Annotated in this window: 15 protein-coding genes; 3 read left to right on the forward strand and 12 right to left on the reverse strand. The window is 70.8% G+C overall.

Going from position 1 to position 18,142, the window contains the following annotated elements; translation table 11 throughout:
- Positions 1–138: 138 nt before the first annotated feature.
- Positions 139–771 (forward strand): uracil phosphoribosyltransferase, encoded by a 633-nt coding sequence (gene upp, locus ACPW96_RS01735; RefSeq protein WP_425819783.1) that lies wholly within the window; start codon positions 139–141, stop codon positions 769–771.
- 45 nt (positions 772–816) lie between these two features.
- On the opposite strand, the gene ACPW96_RS01740 is transcribed toward upp, so the two are convergent.
- The 7 genes from ACPW96_RS01740 to ACPW96_RS01770 form a co-directional block, all read right to left on the reverse strand.
- On the reverse strand, positions 817–2,124 hold the full coding sequence (locus tag ACPW96_RS01740; protein WP_425881795.1) for a type III PLP-dependent enzyme: 1,308 nt from the start codon (positions 2,122–2,124) through the stop codon (positions 817–819).
- Positions 2,121–2,669 (reverse strand): hypothetical protein, encoded by a 549-nt coding sequence (locus ACPW96_RS01745; RefSeq protein WP_425881796.1) that lies wholly within the window; start codon positions 2,667–2,669, stop codon positions 2,121–2,123. The genes ACPW96_RS01740 and ACPW96_RS01745 overlap by 4 nt, the downstream gene beginning before the upstream one ends.
- 137 nt (positions 2,670–2,806) lie before the next feature.
- On the reverse strand, positions 2,807–3,136 hold the full coding sequence (locus ACPW96_RS01750) for a hypothetical protein (RefSeq protein WP_425819778.1): 330 nt from the start codon (positions 3,134–3,136) through the stop codon (positions 2,807–2,809).
- Positions 3,137–3,143: 7 nt separating this feature from the next.
- Positions 3,144–3,458 (reverse strand): ATP-dependent DNA ligase, encoded by a 315-nt coding sequence (locus ACPW96_RS01755; protein WP_425819776.1) that lies wholly within the window; start codon positions 3,456–3,458, stop codon positions 3,144–3,146.
- Positions 3,459–3,713: 255 nt separating this feature from the next.
- Positions 3,714–5,174, reverse strand: coding sequence for an MFS transporter (locus ACPW96_RS01760; RefSeq protein WP_425881797.1), 1,461 nt, complete (start codon positions 5,172–5,174; stop codon positions 3,714–3,716).
- Positions 5,175–5,214: 40 nt separating this feature from the next.
- On the reverse strand, positions 5,215–5,556 hold the full coding sequence (locus tag ACPW96_RS01765; protein WP_425819772.1) for a DUF3467 domain-containing protein: 342 nt from the start codon (positions 5,554–5,556) through the stop codon (positions 5,215–5,217).
- 24 nt (positions 5,557–5,580) lie between these two features.
- Positions 5,581–9,180, reverse strand: coding sequence for a TM0106 family RecB-like putative nuclease (locus ACPW96_RS01770; RefSeq protein WP_425881798.1), 3,600 nt, complete (start codon positions 9,178–9,180; stop codon positions 5,581–5,583).
- 83 nt (positions 9,181–9,263) lie between these two features.
- Here ACPW96_RS01770 and ACPW96_RS01775 point away from each other — a divergent pair, with 83 nt between their 5' ends.
- Entirely contained in the window at positions 9,264–11,348 is a 2,085-nt protein-coding gene (locus ACPW96_RS01775; RefSeq protein WP_425881799.1) for an NAD(+) synthase, read from the forward strand.
- A gap of 15 nt (positions 11,349–11,363) precedes the next feature.
- Here ACPW96_RS01775 and ACPW96_RS01780 read toward each other — a convergent pair whose 3' ends face one another.
- From ACPW96_RS01780 to ACPW96_RS01800, 5 genes are all read right to left on the reverse strand, one after another.
- Positions 11,364–11,945: a hypothetical protein gene (locus tag ACPW96_RS01780; RefSeq protein ID WP_425819766.1), complete on the reverse strand. Its 582-nt coding sequence runs from the start codon at positions 11,943–11,945 to the stop codon at positions 11,364–11,366.
- A gap of 37 nt (positions 11,946–11,982) precedes the next feature.
- Positions 11,983–12,171: a hypothetical protein gene (locus tag ACPW96_RS01785; RefSeq protein ID WP_425819764.1), complete on the reverse strand. Its 189-nt coding sequence runs from the start codon at positions 12,169–12,171 to the stop codon at positions 11,983–11,985.
- A gap of 19 nt (positions 12,172–12,190) precedes the next feature.
- A complete protein-coding gene (locus ACPW96_RS01790; RefSeq protein ID WP_425881800.1) occupies positions 12,191–13,030 on the reverse strand; it encodes a GDSL-type esterase/lipase family protein in 840 nt (279 codons plus the stop codon).
- Between the two features lie 193 nt (positions 13,031–13,223).
- Positions 13,224–16,220: an AAA family ATPase gene (locus ACPW96_RS01795; protein ID WP_425881801.1), complete on the reverse strand. Its 2,997-nt coding sequence runs from the start codon at positions 16,218–16,220 to the stop codon at positions 13,224–13,226.
- Positions 16,217–17,374 carry an exonuclease SbcCD subunit D gene (locus tag ACPW96_RS01800; RefSeq protein WP_425881802.1) on the reverse strand — a complete coding sequence of 386 codons (1,158 nt, stop codon included), beginning with the start codon at positions 17,372–17,374 and terminating at the stop codon, positions 16,217–16,219. The genes ACPW96_RS01795 and ACPW96_RS01800 overlap by 4 nt, the downstream gene beginning before the upstream one ends.
- Positions 17,375–17,723: 349 nt before the next feature.
- On the opposite strand from ACPW96_RS01800, the gene ACPW96_RS01805 reads away from it, so the two are divergent.
- Positions 17,724–18,014: a hypothetical protein gene (locus ACPW96_RS01805; RefSeq protein ID WP_425881803.1), complete on the forward strand. Its 291-nt coding sequence runs from the start codon at positions 17,724–17,726 to the stop codon at positions 18,012–18,014.
- Positions 18,015–18,142 lie beyond the last annotated feature (128 nt).

The raw sequence follows: 18,142 nt of genomic DNA on the forward strand, positions 1-18,142 counted from the left end.
CGTCGATCGGCGCAGCGCGCGGCGAGAAGCGCAGCGTCCGAGGCTCGCCGCCGGCGGGGGCACCGGCCTCGTGAGATGCGCGCGGTGCCCGGGGCGCCCGGGCGGTGCCGGAAGTGCCCCACCCGTTAGCCTGTGCATATGCGTGTACACGTCGCGGCCCACCCCCTGATCACCCACAAGCTCACGGTGCTGCGCGACGAGAGGACCTCCTCCCCGGTCTTCCGCCAGCTCACCGAGGAGCTCGTGACCCTGCTCGCGTACGAGGCGACCCGCAGCGTCCGCGTCGAGCCGATCGAGATCACGACGCCCGTGACGAAGACCACCGGTGTGCGGATCGGCGAGCCCCGCCCGCTCGTGGTGCCGATCCTCCGCGCCGGGCTCGGCATGCTCGATGGCATGGTCAAGCTGCTTCCGACCGCCGAGGTCGGGTTCCTCGGCATGGCCCGCAACGAGGACACGCTCGAGCCGACGACGTATGCCGAGCGTTTGCCGGCCGATCTGAGCGACCGGCAGTGCTTCGTGCTCGACCCGATGCTGGCCACCGGTGGATCGCTCGGCGCCGCCATCGACTTCCTCTTCAAGCGCGGCGCACAGGACGTCACGGCGATCTGCATCCTCGCCGCACCGGAGGGTGTGGCCGCCATCGAGAAGCAGGTCGAGGGCCGCGATGTCACCCTCGTGCTCGGCGCGCTGGACGAGCGCCTCAACGACAAGGGCTACATCGTTCCCGGGCTCGGCGACGCCGGCGATCGGCTGTACGGCACCGTCTGACGCGGCACCGTCGGAGGCGGCACCGTCTGACGCGGGTTCGGGGGTCTACGTCAGCGCGGGCGCGACCGTCTGGGCGCCGGTGCGTACGCGAAGGCCTTCCGCGTGTGGAGCAGCGACGGCATCCATCGATCCGGACTCCGGAGCCGATCCGATCACGACCACACGCGGAGCCGGACGGCCGTTGAACCGCGAAGCGGTCACCACCGTGTATGCGCCCATCGCGGGACTCACCACAAAATCCCCGGGCCCGAGGTCGGGCAGCAGCACCTCGCGGGCGATCACATCGGCCGAGTCGCACGTCGGACCGGCGAGCGTGGCCCACCGATGCACCTCCACGGCCTCCTCCCCCGCGCCCAGCTCCTTCTCGGCGAACAGCAGCGGATGCGCGTCCTCGGCGATCACGTTGGAGTATGCGCCGTAGACGCCGTCGTCCAGGTAGTACCAGCGTCCGTCCGCACGCTCGGCGACGCCGACGACGCTCGTCACGGCCGTCATCGCCTCGGCGACGAGCACGCGGCCCGGTTCGGCGATGATGTCGAGCTCTCGCCGGCGCGGCTCGAGCAGGGGCCGCAGCACCGCTGCCACCGCCTCGATCGACGCCACGGGCTTCTCATACGCGACCGGGAATCCGCCGCCGATGTCGAGCGTGTCGAAACGGACGGGATAGACGGCCTGCAGGCGATCCATCAGCGCCAGCGTCTCGGCGACGGCATCGCCGAAGCGCTGCGGGTCATCGAGCTGACTGCCGACGTGGAAGCTGAAGCCGGCGATGCGCGTGCCCTGGGCGAGCGCCTGCTCGATCAGGTGCGCTGCCTCGAACGGGCCGACCCCGAACTTGCTGGAGAGATCGCTCTTGGCGTGCGGGCTGCGGTATGCGAGTCGCACCAGCACTCCGATCCGGGGTCCCAGACCGGCGAACTTCGCCAGCTCGGCGGGGTTGTCGACCACGAAGGTGCGAACGCCCGCACGCACGGCATCCGCGATCTCGCTGGGCTTCTTGACCGGATGCGTGTGGATGATCCGCTCCGGCGACACGCCATGCTCGCGCACCGCCGTCAGCTCCTCGGTGCCCGCGACGTCGAAGCCGCAGCCCTCATCGGCCAGCACCGACAGCACGGCATCGTGGTCGAGAGCCTTGACCGCGTAGTGGAAGCGCACGAAGGGCAACGCGTCGCGCAGTCGCCGGTACTGCGTGCGGACGCGATCCGGTTCGAGCAGCATCAGCGGGGTTCCGTGCAGGGCGAGCGCCGCCCGCGCATCGGCGCCGGCGAGGAGGGTGGATGCCTCGGTGAGGCGCACCTCGCGCACCGTGCGGGCGGCTCGCCGTTCCCGACGGGTGGCCGCGGCGTTCATGCCGGCGCCCCCGTCCGAGGCCGGGCGACGCGCAGCCCCGCGCGGTCGGTGAAGGTGAATGCGCCGGCGGCCAAGGCGTAGAAGACGAGGTCGGCGACGATCTTGCCGGCGAGCATCCCCCATACGGGGTCGGCCAGGACGAGCACGCCGAGAAACAGTGCGGCGGGCCGGATCAGCAGGCTGTCCAACAGCTCGGCCGGGCCGAATTCGGCCAGCAGCAGCAGCAGGGTGCGGCGCACGGCGCGGCGTCGCCCGTGCGGAGCGCCGATCGTCTGCGGGGCCTGCTCGCCGTAGATGGTCACGGCGAGGACGAGGTAGAAGCCCAGGCTCTCGCCGACCACCGCGGCCAGCGCGATCGCGAGCGGCGCGGTCGTCCAGAATGTCACGAGGAGCCCTGCCGCGATCATCGCGGCGGTTCCGGCCACCTCCGCCGGCAGGTAGCGGAAGATCCAGAACAGCAGGCGGCGGCGTCGTCCGGTCTCCACGGCCTCGGCGGGAGCGCCGGGCACATCGGCCCGCTGTTCGGCGGCTGGGATGCTGGACATGGTCTCTCCTTCTCGCCACGAAGGAGCGTGCGCCGACGGCGCTGATACATCACGGGTCCGAAGCCGCTGGCACCGGGGGAACGACGCCCGCGAAGCGAGCACGCCGCCCGGTCAGGCGCGGCGGCCAGCGGCCCGGGTCAGGCGTCGTGCGCGATCTCGCCGACCGAGGGCATCCCATCGCCCATCGCGGAGCCCCGCAGCGGGCCGGCCGGGCCCGACGAGGGGACGGCCTCGTCCGCCTCGCTGAACTCGCCGTCGGGACCACCGCCGGGAATCGAGAGGGCGACACCGATCCCCGGTGCGAGCAGCAGGTCGGTGGCTGCCGGCGTGCCCTCGCCGTAGTTGACGCGCAGCCAGTGCGGCTCGCCCTTGCGGACCGCATCCATGATCTCCTGGCGGAGGTCCTCGGGTTCGCGCCCGCTGACCGAGAAGGTGGTGCCCTGGTAGATCACGTATACGCGCTTCACGAGTGCCTCACTCCTGTTCGATCGCGGCTTCGGGCTCCGGCACGACCTGAAGCCCCATGGGGGCGTTCGCGGTGGCCGTGAGCGCATCGATCCACGCACGGTTGATGCCCGGCATCCGCGACCCGTAGAACTTGAACGAGATCGGAACAGCGGGATGGACCCAGACGCTGGTGCGGCCGTCGCCGACGCCCGGATCATCTCTCCAGGAGAAGTAGAACGACTCTCCACGACGGATCTTCGCGCCGATCACCAATTGCAGGTGGGCAAGAAGACGGTCATCGAAATCGACGACAAGTGCGTCCCCATAACGGAATCGTCCCACGCCGGTTCCCTCCCTCGGGCTACCCCCGACTTCGAGGGGGATCTCAATGATGATAGCCGCGAAGGAGGCCGCCGGACTCATGGCGGCCGGGCGATCGAACCGAGCGGGCTCTCGGGATGATGCCTCGCCGCAAGCAAGAGGTCGCGGCAACCGACCTCGCCGATGCGGTTGCCGCGACCTGCGCTTGCGCGCTCCGCAAGACTACGTGCGATCGAATTCCGGTCCGTAGGGGGTTGACACCGCGCGCCGGGCGGGCTATTCGCTCGCGGCCGTGAGCACGTCGTCGCGCCGTCGGCCGGCGAGGTCGACGACCCCCGCGAGCAGGGCCAGTGCCAGCAGCACCGCGACGGATGTCATGCCGATGGCGTAGGCGTCGTGGTACACGACGGTCTGCACCTCGTCGTCCGTTTCGCGGTAGATCGTGGCGTAGAAGAGCGACAGCGCCACGGCCGTGCCGATGGCCGCGCCGATGCGCTGGCCGAGCTGTCCGACCGAGCCGGCGAGGCCGCCCTCGGCCACCGGCACGTCCTCGAGCGCGAGGGTCTGATTCGGGGCGATCACGAGGCCACCGCCCGCTCCGCCCACGATCATCACCGCCGCGACGGCCCAGGGCACCACATCGTCCGGAAGCACCAGGGTGGCGATCACCATCCCGATCACGCTGATCAGCACGATCACGACGCCGAGAACGACGATGGGCCGGCCGAGCCTGTTCACCATGAGGCCGCCCCACCACGACGACGCCGCACTCGCGAGGGCGAACCCGATCGACGTCATTCCGGCGAACACCGCAGGAAGTCCGAGGCCGTCCTGCAGGAAGAGCGTCGTCAGCAGGAACATCGCCGGGGTTCCCGCGAAGTACGCCGTGGCGAGCAGTGTGCCGTTGCGGTAGGACCCGATCCGGAACAGCGACATCGTGACGAGCGGATACCGACCGGATGCCGCATACCGGCGCTCCCACCAGACGAACAGCGCCGCGGCGATGACGAACACGACGAGCAGCCACCAGCGGGCGGGGTTGTCATCGGGAGAACCGGTGGTGAAGAGGAACGGCCACATCAGGGCGATCACCGTGATCGCGAAGAGCAGCAGGCCCAGAGGGTCAAGGCTCAGCTTCTCGGAGGAGCCGCGCCTGCCGGATGGGAGGAGCCTGACGATGGCCAGAAGGGCCGCGAGACCGAGCGGCACGTTCATCCAGAAGATCCAGCGCCAGCCGTCGTCCGCTCCGCCCAGGGCGATGGCCAGGCCGCCGAGGGTAGGGCCGAACGCGGTGGCGATGCCGATCGTCGCCCCGAAGAGGCCGAAGGCGCGCCCACGCTCCTCGCCCTGGAAAAGCTCCTGCACCGTGCCGATCACCTGGGGCATCTGGATGCCGGCGCCGACTCCCTGGACCAGGCGAGCGATCAGCAGCACGGATGCCGTCGGAGCCAGCGCGGCGGCGACGCTGGACAGGGTGAAGATCGAGAGGCCGACGACGAACATCGCCTTGCGCGAGCGCTGGTCGCCGATGCGACCTGCGGGGACGAGGGCGAGGCCGAACGTGAGGACGTAGCCGCTGACGACGAGCTGGAGCTCGGTGGACGACGCCGAGAACGCCTGCTCGATGGAGGGAAGCGCGACATTGACCTTCGTGAGGTCGAGGATTGTCAGGGCGGCCACGGCGACGCACGCCCAGTAGGCGCGCCAGCGGTGCCGGTCGGTCGAACGGGTCGTCACGGGCGCGGCTCTGCAGCCATCGGGGTCGCGGGCCGCGCGATCAGGCGCGCGGGCCCGCGTTTCCGTCGTCGAGGAGCGGGGCGCTCGGTGGTCTCTTGCCGGTCTCCTGCTCCCAGAACTCCAACTGCTGGGTGAGCGCCTTGGCCAGCTCGAAGACCTGCTCGGGAGGAATGCGGATGCGGCTGACCACGCGTGCCGGAACGACCATGTGACGCTCGCTGGTGTCAGCGTCGGTCTCTTCCCGAGGTGGCTGCGCGAGCGTCACGAAATCCATGATGAAGACCGTCGGAGTGTGCCAGACGTTGGCGAAGTCGGCGTAGTGACCAGGGACCACCTCGGTCGGCAGGTCGATCTCGAACTTCCTCGGCAATTCGTCGGCCACGCTCGCCCTCCCGTTCCCGCAAGTCTATGGCGCGGAATCGGCGATGGCGCGGACGGGGGCGACGGTGAGGGTGGCCGCGGGGACAGCGGCGGGTTCGTCCGTGGAGGTGCCTGCGGGCGCGCCGACGAGCCGCGCGAAGGCGCTGAGCCGGGCGACCCCCTCGGGCGTGCGCGGCAGGTCATCCAGCAGCCCGGGCGAGTACACGAGGTACGCCGCCACTTTGGCGCGGGAGATGGCGACGTTCAGGCGATTGCGCAGCAGCAGGAACTCGATTCCCCGTGGGGCGTCGGCCGCGGAGGAGGCGGCGAGCGACACGATGGCCACCGCCGCCTCCTGACCCTGGAACTTGTCGACCGTCCCCACCGGCACGTCGGGGAACCCGGCAGCGGCCAGCGCCTTCTCGACCTGGGTGAGCTGGGCGTTGTACGGGGTGACGACGATGATGTCGGGGGCCTCGAGCGGACGGGGCGCGACGGCGGTCGGCGAGCCGGACGGGTCGGTGTCGACGTCGGTGTACGGCGATCCGATCAGACCCGCGACGATCGCTGCGACCTTCGCCGCTTCTTCGACCGACTCGGTGGCGTTGCCGGCGTGGAGCACCGGTTCGACGTGCAGCCCGGGCTCGATTCCCTCCACGCGCCGGATCGATGCGCACGCGTGCGAGGCGAGCCGTCCGTCGTAGGACAGGACCGACACCGGCCGGGCGACGGCCGGATGCATGCGCCAGCTCTGCGTCAGGAAGTAGCCGAAGGCCTCCGGCAGCACGTCGTGGTCGCCGATGACCCAGCCGAGGGCCGACGTGTCGACCGGCTCGGGGTGCGTGCCCTGGCTGACCTGAGGCAGCTGCTGGGGGTCGCCGAGGAGGAGCAGTCGCGGCGCGACGAGCGAGACCGCGATCGTTGATGCGAGGGAGAACTGCCCGGCCTCATCGATCACGAGCAGGTCGAGACCGCCGCGGGCCAGGCGCCCCTCGTGGCTGAAGTCCCACGCCGTGCCGCCGATCACGAACCCGGACTCCGCGCGTTCGGCGGCGAAGGCCGCGACGCCGTTCTTGGCCAGAGCCGTGTACGCGGGCGTGCCTGGTTCATCCGCCTTCTTCGGCGCCTTGCCGACGAGCTGCGGGTCGACGCCGGCCTCCACGACGCGGTCCAGCATGTTCTCGACGACGGCATGGGACTGCGCCACAACCCCGATGCGCCACCCGTGCTCGGAGACGAGCCGGGCGATCACGTGCGAGCCGACGTACGTCTTGCCCGTTCCGGGAGGGCCCTGGACGGCGAGGTAGCTCTGGTCGAGATCGAGCAGCGACGTCGTGATCGCCGTGACATCGTCGCCGCCGAGGACGGGAGCCAGCGCCCCGCTGCGCGTGCGCGGCGGACGAAGGCGGAGGATATCGGTCGCGGGGTCGTGCGGAAACTCGAGACCGGCCGCGAGGAGGGCATCGGCCCACGCCTCGATGGCGAACTGCTGGTTGCCGGCCGGTGGCGGGGCGGCGGGCGTTACGGCGACCGGCAGTTCGGACCAGGTGAACGAGTCGACAGCCGGCTCCTCGACCAGCACGCCGTCGTCGAAGACCTCGAGCACGCGGCACCGGTGGTCGCCGTGGATCCACCTCGGCGACGAGGTGAAGGGGAACGGCGTCGGCAGGTCGTAGAGCAGGGAGGGGTTCGTGTCGGGTGACAGACGAGTGCCCGGGGCGAAGCTGCCGCGGATGAGCACATGGCGACGGTCGGTGCGCTGGCCGTCGTCGCGATGCCAATCCCGCACGACCTCGGTCTGCTCGGCATCCACCCGTACGACATCGCGTGCGTCCTCCCAGAGACTGATCGGCTCGCGCAGCCGCAGGAAGTGCATCGCCCAGAAGCTCTTCGCCTCGCGGGGGTAATAGTCGATCGCCGCACCCGCGAGCCGCAGCGCGCGCTCGTCGTCCGTCGGCTTGCCGGGCCCGTCCGCGCGCCCCGCGGCCTTGAGAAGGTCGGCCCGCTCGGCGAGCGCGACGGACCGCGGCGACGGCTGATACGCCCTGCCCTCGGGCTCGCTGTCATCGATCGCCCGTACGTGGAACTGCGCCGCAAGCGCCTGCAGCCAGTCGCGCAGCCGGAGCGTGGAGACGCAGTCGTCGCGGTTGTACTCGGCGATGTCGTCGAAGATGCGCTGAGCCCGTTCCGCATCGCCGTTCGCGCGCAGTTCGCTCGCCTCCACGAACTGGACGATCGACTCGTCGCCCTTCTGCACATCGCTCGTGCGCACGTCCTGTCCCATGTACAGGGGTTCGAGCTTCTTGATCGAGTAGGACGGCGATCCGACGCGGAGCGCACGACGCACGATCGGGTAGAGATCGACGAACACCCCGTCCCGCAGCAGCGTGTCCACCTCGGCCTCGCAGGTACCGTAGCGCGCCGCCATGGCGAGAAGGTGCGTCGGCTCGTACGGCGCGTAGTGGTAGATGTGCAGCCCCGGATGCTTCGCCCGGCGCTGGCCCACGAAGGCGATGAACCGCTCGAGCGCCCGCTTCTCCTCCGCGAACGAGTGCGCCCAGAGGGCCCCGTACTGCTCCGCCTGATCGACCCAGCCGAACAGGTAATCGAGGTTCCAGAGGCCCGACTCCTCTTCGGTGTAGAGCGGGTCGCCCTCGAAGTCGAAGAAGAGGTCGCCGGGGTCGGGGGCGGGGATCGCCGCAAGCGCCGCGGGCATCACCACCTCGAACACCGGTGCGGTCGGTCCCCCGTTGCCGGCCCGGCGCTCCGTCTCCAGCTGCAGCCGCGCCTGGATGCGGAGGGAGGTGAACGCATCTGGGCTGATGTTCGCCGCGCAGGCGTCGGCGGCGGCGAGCTGCTCGATCGTCGCCACGCCGGCCGATGCCAGTCGCCGGCGCTGGGTCGGGCGCATGCCGGCCACCAGCAGCAGGTCGCGGTGGCTCTCGACTTCGAGGCTGCACGTCGCGCAGCGGCCGCACGCCACGAAGGCCGGGTCCCCCCACGCCACCACGGGCCCGTCGGGGCCGAGCTCGGGCCGCTGAGAGGCGATCATCGCCCGCAGCCGCTCCCGGCGCAGCTGGAACACGGGAAGCAGGTCGTCGACCGCGTGGGCGCTGACCGTGCCGTCACCGAGCAGCAGCTCGACACGATCTGCACGCGGGATGCCGCGGCGGTCGAGCTGATCGGCATATGCGGCGAGCTGCATCAACGCCGTGACCTTCGCCCGCCGCGCCAGCTTGGTGTCCTGCACCACGTACCGACCATCCGGGTCGCGGAAGAGGAAGTCGGCGAAGCCGACGAACTCGGGGGTGGCGAAGGTCGCCTGGTAGACGACATCCGCCCCCGCGCGGAGCGCCGCCTCGGTCTGTGCGACGGCGATGGTCAGTGCATCGGCATCCCAGCTCTTCGCCTCCGCGATCTCGACGACGCCGACGCCGTAACGAGCGCGGTACTCGGCGAGCTGGCGACCCTCGTGCACGAACCCCAGCGCCCCCGCGCGCTGGAGGGTGGCGTCCTCCGGCTCTTCGACCGGCGCGATGCGGCCGAGGCGCGCGTCGAGCTGCCGCACCCACGCGAACTCGCACTCGGCGGCCCCCTTCAGATCGCTCGCGCTCCAGACAACCCGGCCGTTCTCGTTGATCCTCATGATTCCCCTCGTTGCATTCACGCTATCGCCGAGCACCGACACCGAAGCGTGCGCGCCGCGGCCCGGGCTGAAAGACTGAACCCATGACCGTGCAGACACTGCCCTTCGACAGCGCCTACCGGCACGGGTACGCGCGCGTCGCGGCCTGCACGATCCCCCTCGCCATCGCAGACCCGGCCACGAACGCCGAGTCGGTGCTCGCAGCGGCCCGCGAATGCGATGCCGAAGCGGTCGCCGTCGCCGTCTTCCCCGAGCTCTGCCTGACCGGGTACTCGCTCGAGGACCTCGTGCTGCAGGATCCCGTGCTCGACGCCGTCGAGGCCGCGATCGAGCGCCTGGTCGAGGCATCCACGGAGCTCTTCCCGATGCTGGTGATCGGGGCGCCGCTTCGTCACCGCAGCCGCATCTACAACTGCGCCGTGGTCATCCATCGCGGCGAGGTGCTCGGCGTCGCACCCAAGTCGTACCTGCCGACCTACCGCGAGTTCTACGAGCGCCGATGGTTCGCACCGGGAGACGATCGAAGCGGCGACTACCTCGTGATCGGGGGCGTCGAAGCCCCCTTCGGGCCCGATCTGCTGTTCGAAGCGCTCGACGTACCCGGTTTGGTCGTGCACGTCGAGGTCTGCGAGGACTACTGGGTCCCCATCCCGCCGTCGTCCGAGGCGGCGCTGGCCGGTGCGACCGTGCTCGCCAACCTCTCCGGGAGCCCCATCACGATCGCTCGGGCCGACGACCGGAAGCTGCTGTCGCAGTCGCAGTCGTTCAGATGTCTCGCGGCGTACGCATATGCCGCCGCCGGAATGGGCGAGTCCACGAACGATGTGTCGTGGGACGGCCAGACCATGATCTACGAGGCCGGACAGCTGCTCGCCGAGACGGAGCGCTTTCCGGACGGCCCCCGTCGGTCCGTGGCCGACGTGGACCTCGACCGCCTCCGGCAGGACCGATACCGCCAGGGCACGTTCGATGACAACCGCCGCACCCACTCCTCTCGCATCGACGGCTTCCGCACCGTGCACTTCGAGCTCGACCCGCCGTCGTCCGACATCGGGCTCCGGCGCCCGCTGGACCGCTTCCCCTTCGTGCCCGATGACCCCGCCCGCCTCGCGCAGGACTGCTACGAGGCCTTCAACATCCAGGTCTCGGGGCTCGTGCAGCGAATGGAGGCCATCGGCGGGCCGAAACCGGTGCTGGGCGTCAGCGGCGGCCTCGACTCGACCCATGCCCTGCTCGTGGTGGCGCGAGCCATGGACCGCATGGGGCGCCCTCGTTCCGACATCCTGACGTACACGATGCCCGGCTTCGCGACATCCGATCACACGAAATCCAACGCCATCGCCCTGGCCGAGGCCATCGGCGCGTCGATCGAGACCATCGACATCCGGGATGCCGCGATCGAACTGCTCACCAAGATCGGGCACCCCTTCGCCGATGGCGAGCCCGTGCACGACATCACGTTCGAGAACGTGCAGGCGGGCCTGCGCACCGACTACCTGTTCCGGCTGGCCAACCAGAACGGCGGGATGGTGATCGGCACCTCCGATCTGTCCGAGCTCGCTCTCGGCTGGACGACGTACGGCGTCGGCGACCAGATGAGCCACTACGCCGTGAACACCGGCGTGCCCAAGACGCTGATCCAGCACATCATCCGTTGGGTGATCGCGCACGGGCACCGCGACGAGTCGGGTACCACGCTGTCGAGCGAGGCCGTGACGGTGCTGCAATCGGTGCTCGACACGGAGATCAGCCCGGAACTCGTGCCCGCCGGTCAAGACGGCAAGGTGCAGTCCACCGAAGACGCGATCGGGCCGTACGCGCTGCACGACTTCACGCTCTTCCACATCCTGCGCTTCGGATTCCGCCCCTCGAAGATCGCCTTCCTCGCGTCGCACGCCTGGGGGCACAAGGACGCCGGGGCGTGGCCGCCCGGGTTCCCGGACGACGAGCACTACGCCTACGACCTGCCGACCATCGGCCGGTGGATGCGCGTCTTTCTGAAGCGCTACTTCGCGTTCGCGCAGTTCAAGCGCTCGGCGATCCCGAACGGCCCGAAGGTGTCGCCCGCGGGGTCGCTGTCGCCGCGAGGCGACTGGCGGGCCCCGTCGGACGGCAACGCACGTGCGTGGCTCGCCGAACTCGATACCGCGCTGCCCGAGGGGTCCTGAACGGGCCGCACCGCCTCAGCGCTTGGGAAGGCCGCCGTAGGCGAGCGTGATGACCCAGGCGTCGCGCGACAGATCCTGAAGGCGGTAGTAGATCCGACGATCCGCGACCCAGCCCTTGTTGCGGGGCGGATCCATCCGCACCTGCTCGGGGTGCACGCGCAGACCGCGGCCGTCGGCGGCGAGCACAGCCTGCACCCGCGTCCAGTGGGCGAGAAGCTCCCGGTCGGTGCCGCCGTTGATCAGATGCGAGTGCCGCCGCATCTCGCGGAGCGTGATCGGATCGGGCTGCAGGACCCGGATGTCGAGGCCGATCGGCACCGCGGCATCGGCCACCGCCACCACCGTCGCGGTGCGGAAGCTCGCCGCCTTGATGTTCAGCGGGACGGGGTTGCCCGCGACTGTCGCCTCGACGTTCACGAAGTGCCCGAGCTGCGGAGACGCCTCGTAGTCCACCTTGACGGACCCCTCCTCGACGCCCTCGTGCTCGGCGACGAGCTCGCGCGCGAGCGCGAGGATGCGGGCGCTCTCATCGAGGCGCGGATCCCAGCCGAGGCGAGCCAGGATTCCCTCGGGTGCCGAGAGAAGCACGGATTCCATGTCGACGACCTCCAGAGTGTGGCCGAGGGCCGCGGGGTCAGACGTCCGAATCGGAGCGGCTGAAGAAGACGTTGCGCAGCACGAAGAAGACGACGAGGGCGACGACCGCGACGACGGCGGCCTTGGCGATGAACCAGAGCACCGAGAAGACGAGGTCGACCAGCACCCAGGCGATCACGATCGCCGCGATAACGCCCAGAACCGTCCAGATCGTGCTCTTGTTCATGAGGCCAGCCTAAGCGTCGTCAGCGCACCCATTGCGATGCGGCCCAGGTGACCCGGGCCAGGGCGGCCTGGCCGGTCACGGACGGGTGGAAGTAGTCCCTCGTGGAGATGTCGGCACGCGAAAAGGAGTAGTTCGCGACTGCGCCGCCGTCCCACCGGCACTTCGGCGTCGCGGTGCACGCGGCGGCGAGCACCGCATTGTACTCGTTCACCCGGCGCTGCACGGCATCTCGGCGCTGCATGTCGGCGGTCGACGTGCTGGAGGGGTTGGCGAGCATCGACTTGCAGAGGCCGAGCGTCGCCCAGGTCAGGCGGGCCGAGAAGCTGGTCCTGTTGACCTCCCACAGCCGCTTGAGGTTGGGGACGCTGGCGACGAAGATGTCCGGGTGGCTCGCGCTGGCCGCCAGGGTGGCAAGCGACGCGCGGACGTTCGCGTCGAACGTCGCCGTCGGAGTCATCCCCGCGACCGTGGGGGTGCACGCGTCGTTTCCGCCGATCTGCATCGTGACGTAGTTCACGTTCTGCGATGCCGCCTTCGTCGCCTGAGCGGGAAGCCCGGCCGACTTCGCGCTGGTGACGGCGTTGTTGTAGGTCGTCAGGCTCGCGCCGAGCCCTCGGAGCCTGGCCGCGTGCGAAGCCACCGAGCCGCTGGTCCCCACCGACCAGCTGTTGGACGTACAGGACACCAGAGAGCTGCAGGTCATGATCGCCTGCGACAGCGAGTCCCCGATCGCCGCCATCTTCGCGGGAAGCGGCGGGGCGGCGTACGCCGCGTTCGTGGTGAGGACGCCGCTCCCCGTGAAGACCACGGCGGCGACGACGGCGGCGAGGACGCGGCGCGCCCGACGGGTGAGACTCATGCAATGCTCCGATTCACATCGTTGGGAGTGCGGGCGTGGCGGCTGCCCCGTCGACAGGGGGCAGGAGCGACCGCCCCAGACGCTCCCCCCGAGCGCATTCGGTGGCCGAAGCGTACACCCGGGCCCCCGGCGTCACAATGACGCCCGTCAGTTCGGTCGGGGCAGGAAACGGCGATGTGCGCCGGTGGCGGGCTCAATACGTCGCCGCGAGCGTCGCCTGGCGGACCGCGCTCCATCCCTCGGGCGTGACCTCGACGAGCAGCTGTGCCGGCAGCTGCTCCTTCATCGCCTCCACATGGCTGATGACGCCGACGGTTCGTCCTCCCTGGCGCAGCTCGTCGAGCGTCCGCATCGCGATGTCGAGCGTCTCGGCGTCGAGGGCGCCGAAGCCCTCGTCGATGAAGAGCGTGTCGAGGGTGATTCCTCCCGCGCGACCGGTCACGACCTCCGCCAGTCCCAGCGCGAGCGCGAGCGACGCGAGGAAGGTCTCCCCGCCCGAGAGCGACTGCGCAGGGCGCGGGCGTCCCGTGTAGCGATCCAGAACCTCGAGCCCGAGACCGGAGGCGGCGCCGCGCGCGGCGAGCGCGTCCGAGTGCTGCAGGCTGTACCGCTCCCCCGACATCTCGCCGAGGCGCACGTTGGCGGCGGCGACGATCTCTTCGAGTTCGGCCGCGAGCACGAACGTCTCAAGCTTCATCCTGCGGGTGTTCGGCGCCCGACCCGACACGGTGTGGGCGAGGCGCTCGATGACGGCCACCTCGGCGGCGAGCGCGGCGATCGCGTCGTAGGCGAACTCGGCCCTGGCGGCCGCGTCGGCGAGCACATCGGCACGCTGCTCCGCCTGGGCGCGTGCGGTGACGGCCGAGCGCCAGAGCGCCTCGGCGACTGCCAGCGCCGTGGCTGCTTCCTCCGTGTCGATGAGGTGCTCGGGCAGCATCTCCAGTTCGAGCGGCATCAGAGTTGCCTTCTCGGCGGCCAGCTGCGCGTCGAACTCGCGGATGCGCGCGTCGAGCGCGGTGCGCACGGCGGGCTCCCGCAGGGCGGCGGTTGCCGACGCGAGGTCGTCGAATCCGGTTTCGGCGAGGCGCTCCTCCAGGTCGTCCGCCGCCGCGGTCGCCGCATCCGCGAGGCGCGCCGTCGCCCGGAGCACGTCCGCGAGCTCGGCGGCCAGACCGATCCGCCGCTCGGTGGCACGGATCCGCTCGCCGACGCCGGCGAAATCCCCCCGAGCCGCCTCCACGGTCCGGCGGGCGTGCTCGAGCGACCCCCGTGCCGCCGCCAGCTGGGCCAGCGTGATCGATCGCTCCGCCGCGACGCTCTCGCGAAGTTCTTGAAGGGTCGCAGCCTCGGCGACGAGCGCCTCCCGGTCGGCTCGCAGCGCTTCGGCGCGGGTGGCGGCTTCGGATGCCGCGGAAGCCGCACCGCGCGCATCGGCCAGCAGGCCATCGAGCTCGTCTGCACTCTGCCCACCGGCGCGGGCCGCCGCATCCGCGGTCGCCTGCTCGGCCGCGCGCAGGTGCCGCGTCGCCGCGACGTCCGCTGCAAGGGCGGCACCCTTCGCCGCCTCGGCTTCCGCGATCGCCTCCGGGGTGACCGGGTCGCCGCCGCGCGGCGCCGGGGACGGGTGCTCCAGTGAACCGCACACGGCGCACGACTCTCCGGCGACGAGGGCCTCGGCGAGCTCGCCCGCGTAGCCGGCCAGGCGCCGCTCCCGAAGCTCGTCGAGGGCCGCGGATGCGGCGCGGAACGCGGAACCGGCGTCCATGGCCGCGCGTTCGGCGACCCAGGCCGCCTTCAGGAGGGTGGCCGCCTCCGCCGCGGCGCCACGGCGCCCCTCCAGTTCCCGCACCCGATCCGCGGCGTCCTCCGCCCCGGCACCGGCACGTGTCGCGTCTGCCAGCGCATCGTCGAGCGCGGCGATGCGCGCGGGCAGCCCGAGCCGGCTCGCGTCCGCCTCGGCGAGCCGTGCGTCGAGCAACGCGAGTGCGGCCTCGAAACGGGCGACGTCGGCTTCCGCTCCGGGGATGCCGCGTTCAGCCGGCAGGGCCGCCGACCACTCTCCGACCTCCCGGGTCAACGTGGAGACGAGCGCGTCGAGCTCGGTCGGTCCCGCATCTTCTTCACCCGCGGCAAGCCAGGCCTCTCGCGCCGATGCCTCCCGGGCCGTCGCCGCAGTGAGCGCGACAAGGGCCTTGCGCGCGCCATCGATCGCCGGACGCAGAGCCTCTGCACGTTGGGCGTCGGCGAATTCGGCGCGGTCGCCGCGGATGGCTCCTGCCCGAGCCTCCAGTGCCTGCAGTGCGGCGCGCGAGCGATCTCGCCGCTGCTGCTTCTCGGCCTGCGCGACCAGTTCGGCTGAGCGCTTCTCGGCGGCGGCGTGCGCCGCCGTCGCGGTCGCCTCCTCCGCTGTCGCGGTCTCGACGATGTGCCGTGCACGAAGAGCACCCTGCTGCACGTGGCCGAGACGGACGGCGAGGTCGAGGTTCGCCGGTTCTCCCTCTCCGGCGCCGGGAAGCGGAGTTTCGTCGAGCAGCGCCTCTGCCTGTTCGAGGTCCGACAGCAGGGCCTGGTTCTGCAGGGCCATCGCCTCACCGGCGTCCTTGCGGCGCTGCTCGAACGCGCGCTCGTACTCCTCGAACCGCCGGGTGGCGAAGAGGGTGCGCAGCAGGGTCTGCCGTTCGTCGTTCTTCGCGAGCAGGAAGCGGGCGAACCGGTTCTGGGCGAGCAGGATGACCTGGAGGAACTGCTGCTGGTTCAGCCCCAGAATCTCATCCAGCAGCACTCCGACATCGCGCGGTCGCGCCGCCCGCCCCTGCCACGACCCGTCGACCCACTCGAACATGCGGGCCTCGGGAGCCTGGATCGTGGTGCCGCCGCCGCGCCTCTTGAGGCGATCGAACTCCGGCGAGCGCTCGATGCGCCATCGGCGGTCGCCGGTGGAGAACTCGAGTACGACCTGCGTCGGATCGCCCGGTTCGCTGTGGTCGCTGCGCAGGCGCTTGTCGCCTTCTTCGTAGCGGGGGACGTTGCCGTACAGCGCGAAGCAGACCGCGTCGAGGATGCTGGATTTTCCGGCGCCGGTGCGGCCGGAGATGAGGAAGATGCCCTCATCGGCGAAGGCGTCGAAGTCGACGCTCTGGCGGTCGCGGAAAGGACCGAACCCCTCGACCTCCAAGCGGTGGATCCTCATGCCAGCACCTCGGACACCCGACGCTCGGTCACGACATCCGAGACCAGTGCCGCCTCCTGCTCGCTCGCACCCTCGCCGGCACGCACGTGCGTGAGGAATGCGTCGATCAGCTCGGGATCCGTTCGTGCCGCCCCCCTTCGGGCAGCGTAGGACACGCCGTCGGGGGCGGGACGCCCCTGCGGGTCCGGCTGGATCATCGCGCACCAGGGGAAGCGGCTCTGCAGCTTGCGCATCGGCTCGAGCTGCGGGGTCGCATCGGTCAGCTGCGCGCAGATCCAGGAGTCGCGGTGCACCTCGTAGGAGACGTCGGTCAGCAGCTCGTCGAGCGTGCCGCGCAGCGTCTGCAGCCGGCGTGGAACGGGCAGCTCGACCCACTCGACGTGCGAAAGGCCCGCGGCATCCAGCTGCACCAGCCAGGAGCCCCGAGGCTTGTCGGCCTCGCCGAAGCTGTAGTGCAGCGGCGCGCCCGCGTAGCGCACCCGCTCCGACAGCCGGGCCCGCCCGTGGATGTGACCCAGCGCGACGTAGTCGGGCCCGTCGAAGGCGGCCAGTGGGACGACATCCAGGGTTCCCTGCCGGATCTCGCGCTCCACCCCGGGAGTCGGCTCGACGTCGGCTGCGAAGCAATGGGCGATGGCCACCGAGCGACCACCGCGCTCGGCGAGGTCGGTGCGCACGAGTCCCATCGCGTGCGCCATGACCTGAGCCTGCGAGTGCAGGTCGGCGTCGGGCCAGAGGTGACGCACGAGCGAGGGCTCGAGGAACGGGATCCCGTAGAAGTGCACCGGCCCGTGCTCGTCGTCGAGCGCGATGGCGGTGCCGACGGCGAGCGGGTCGGTGAGGACGTGGATGCCGGCCATGCCGAGGAAACGCGACTGGAAGCCGAGACGTGCGGCGGAATCGTGGTTGCCGCTGGTCACCACCACCTGCGCGCCCGCGGCGCGGATCGCCGCCAGGGTGTCGGTCAGCAGTGTGAAGCAGCCGGCGGCGGGCGTGGCGGAGTCGAAGACATCGCCGGCCATCACCACGACGTCCACTTGGTGCTCGCGCACCTGCGCCGTGAGCGCCTCGAGCACACCGCGCAGCGCCTCGAGCATGGAATGCCCGTGGAAGGACCGGCCGATGTGCCAGTCGGAGGTGTGCAGGATGCGCATGGATCCACGGTAGGTCGGAGCTCGGACATCGACGATGAGGCGTGGCCGGGTGCGGCCAACCTGCCTCGCTGCGCCGCCGCACATGCCGTGCCGAGAGCAACCCGCGCTGCTGAATCCTGCGTGCGCTGCGCGGATTCACGTCGCGCGCGGCGAGAACGACAGCGCGAGCGCCGACGGACGCGGCCGCCCGAAGCATCCGGGCGACCGCGCCACGGCATCCGCGGACGCGGAGCGACGGCGTCCGACTGCCATGGATGCGTCAGTTACGGACACCTCGCCGCCCGAGTGAAATGTCGGAGGTTGCGCCTACGTTCTGGGTATCAGAACACCAGTGATCCCAGGAGGAATCATGCTGAACGCGATCCACGCCGCTGAAGTTCAGTACCGACACGACTCCGCGCGGCTCGACCGCGAGCACCTGCTTCTCGCTCGCATCGCCGAACGCACGGCCGCGCCGACACCGACGTCGCGACACCGCTTCACCGCTCCCCACGCGATGGCCGAGCGCGCCACGCCCGGGCTCGCGGCCGCCACCGCCGCGCGTGGCACCGTGCGCGCGGCATGGCCGCGTCCGATCTCCCGGCAGGGCCGCCTCGCCGGCGCACCGGCGCTCGCCGGGGCGGAGCTCGCCTGCTGCTGACGGATGCCGCAGCGAGCGCGACGCCGAGCGGGCCGAAGAACGCCGTAGACCACACCGAGGGCCGGGGCGGGCCCCGGGCGCGCGGCGCCGCGGGGGGGGCGGGCCGGTCGCGCGGGGCCGACGGGGGG

This window comes from Micromonospora sp. DT81.3 (assembly GCF_049847225.1).
GTDB lineage: Bacteria > Actinomycetota > Actinomycetes > Actinomycetales > Microbacteriaceae > Microbacterium.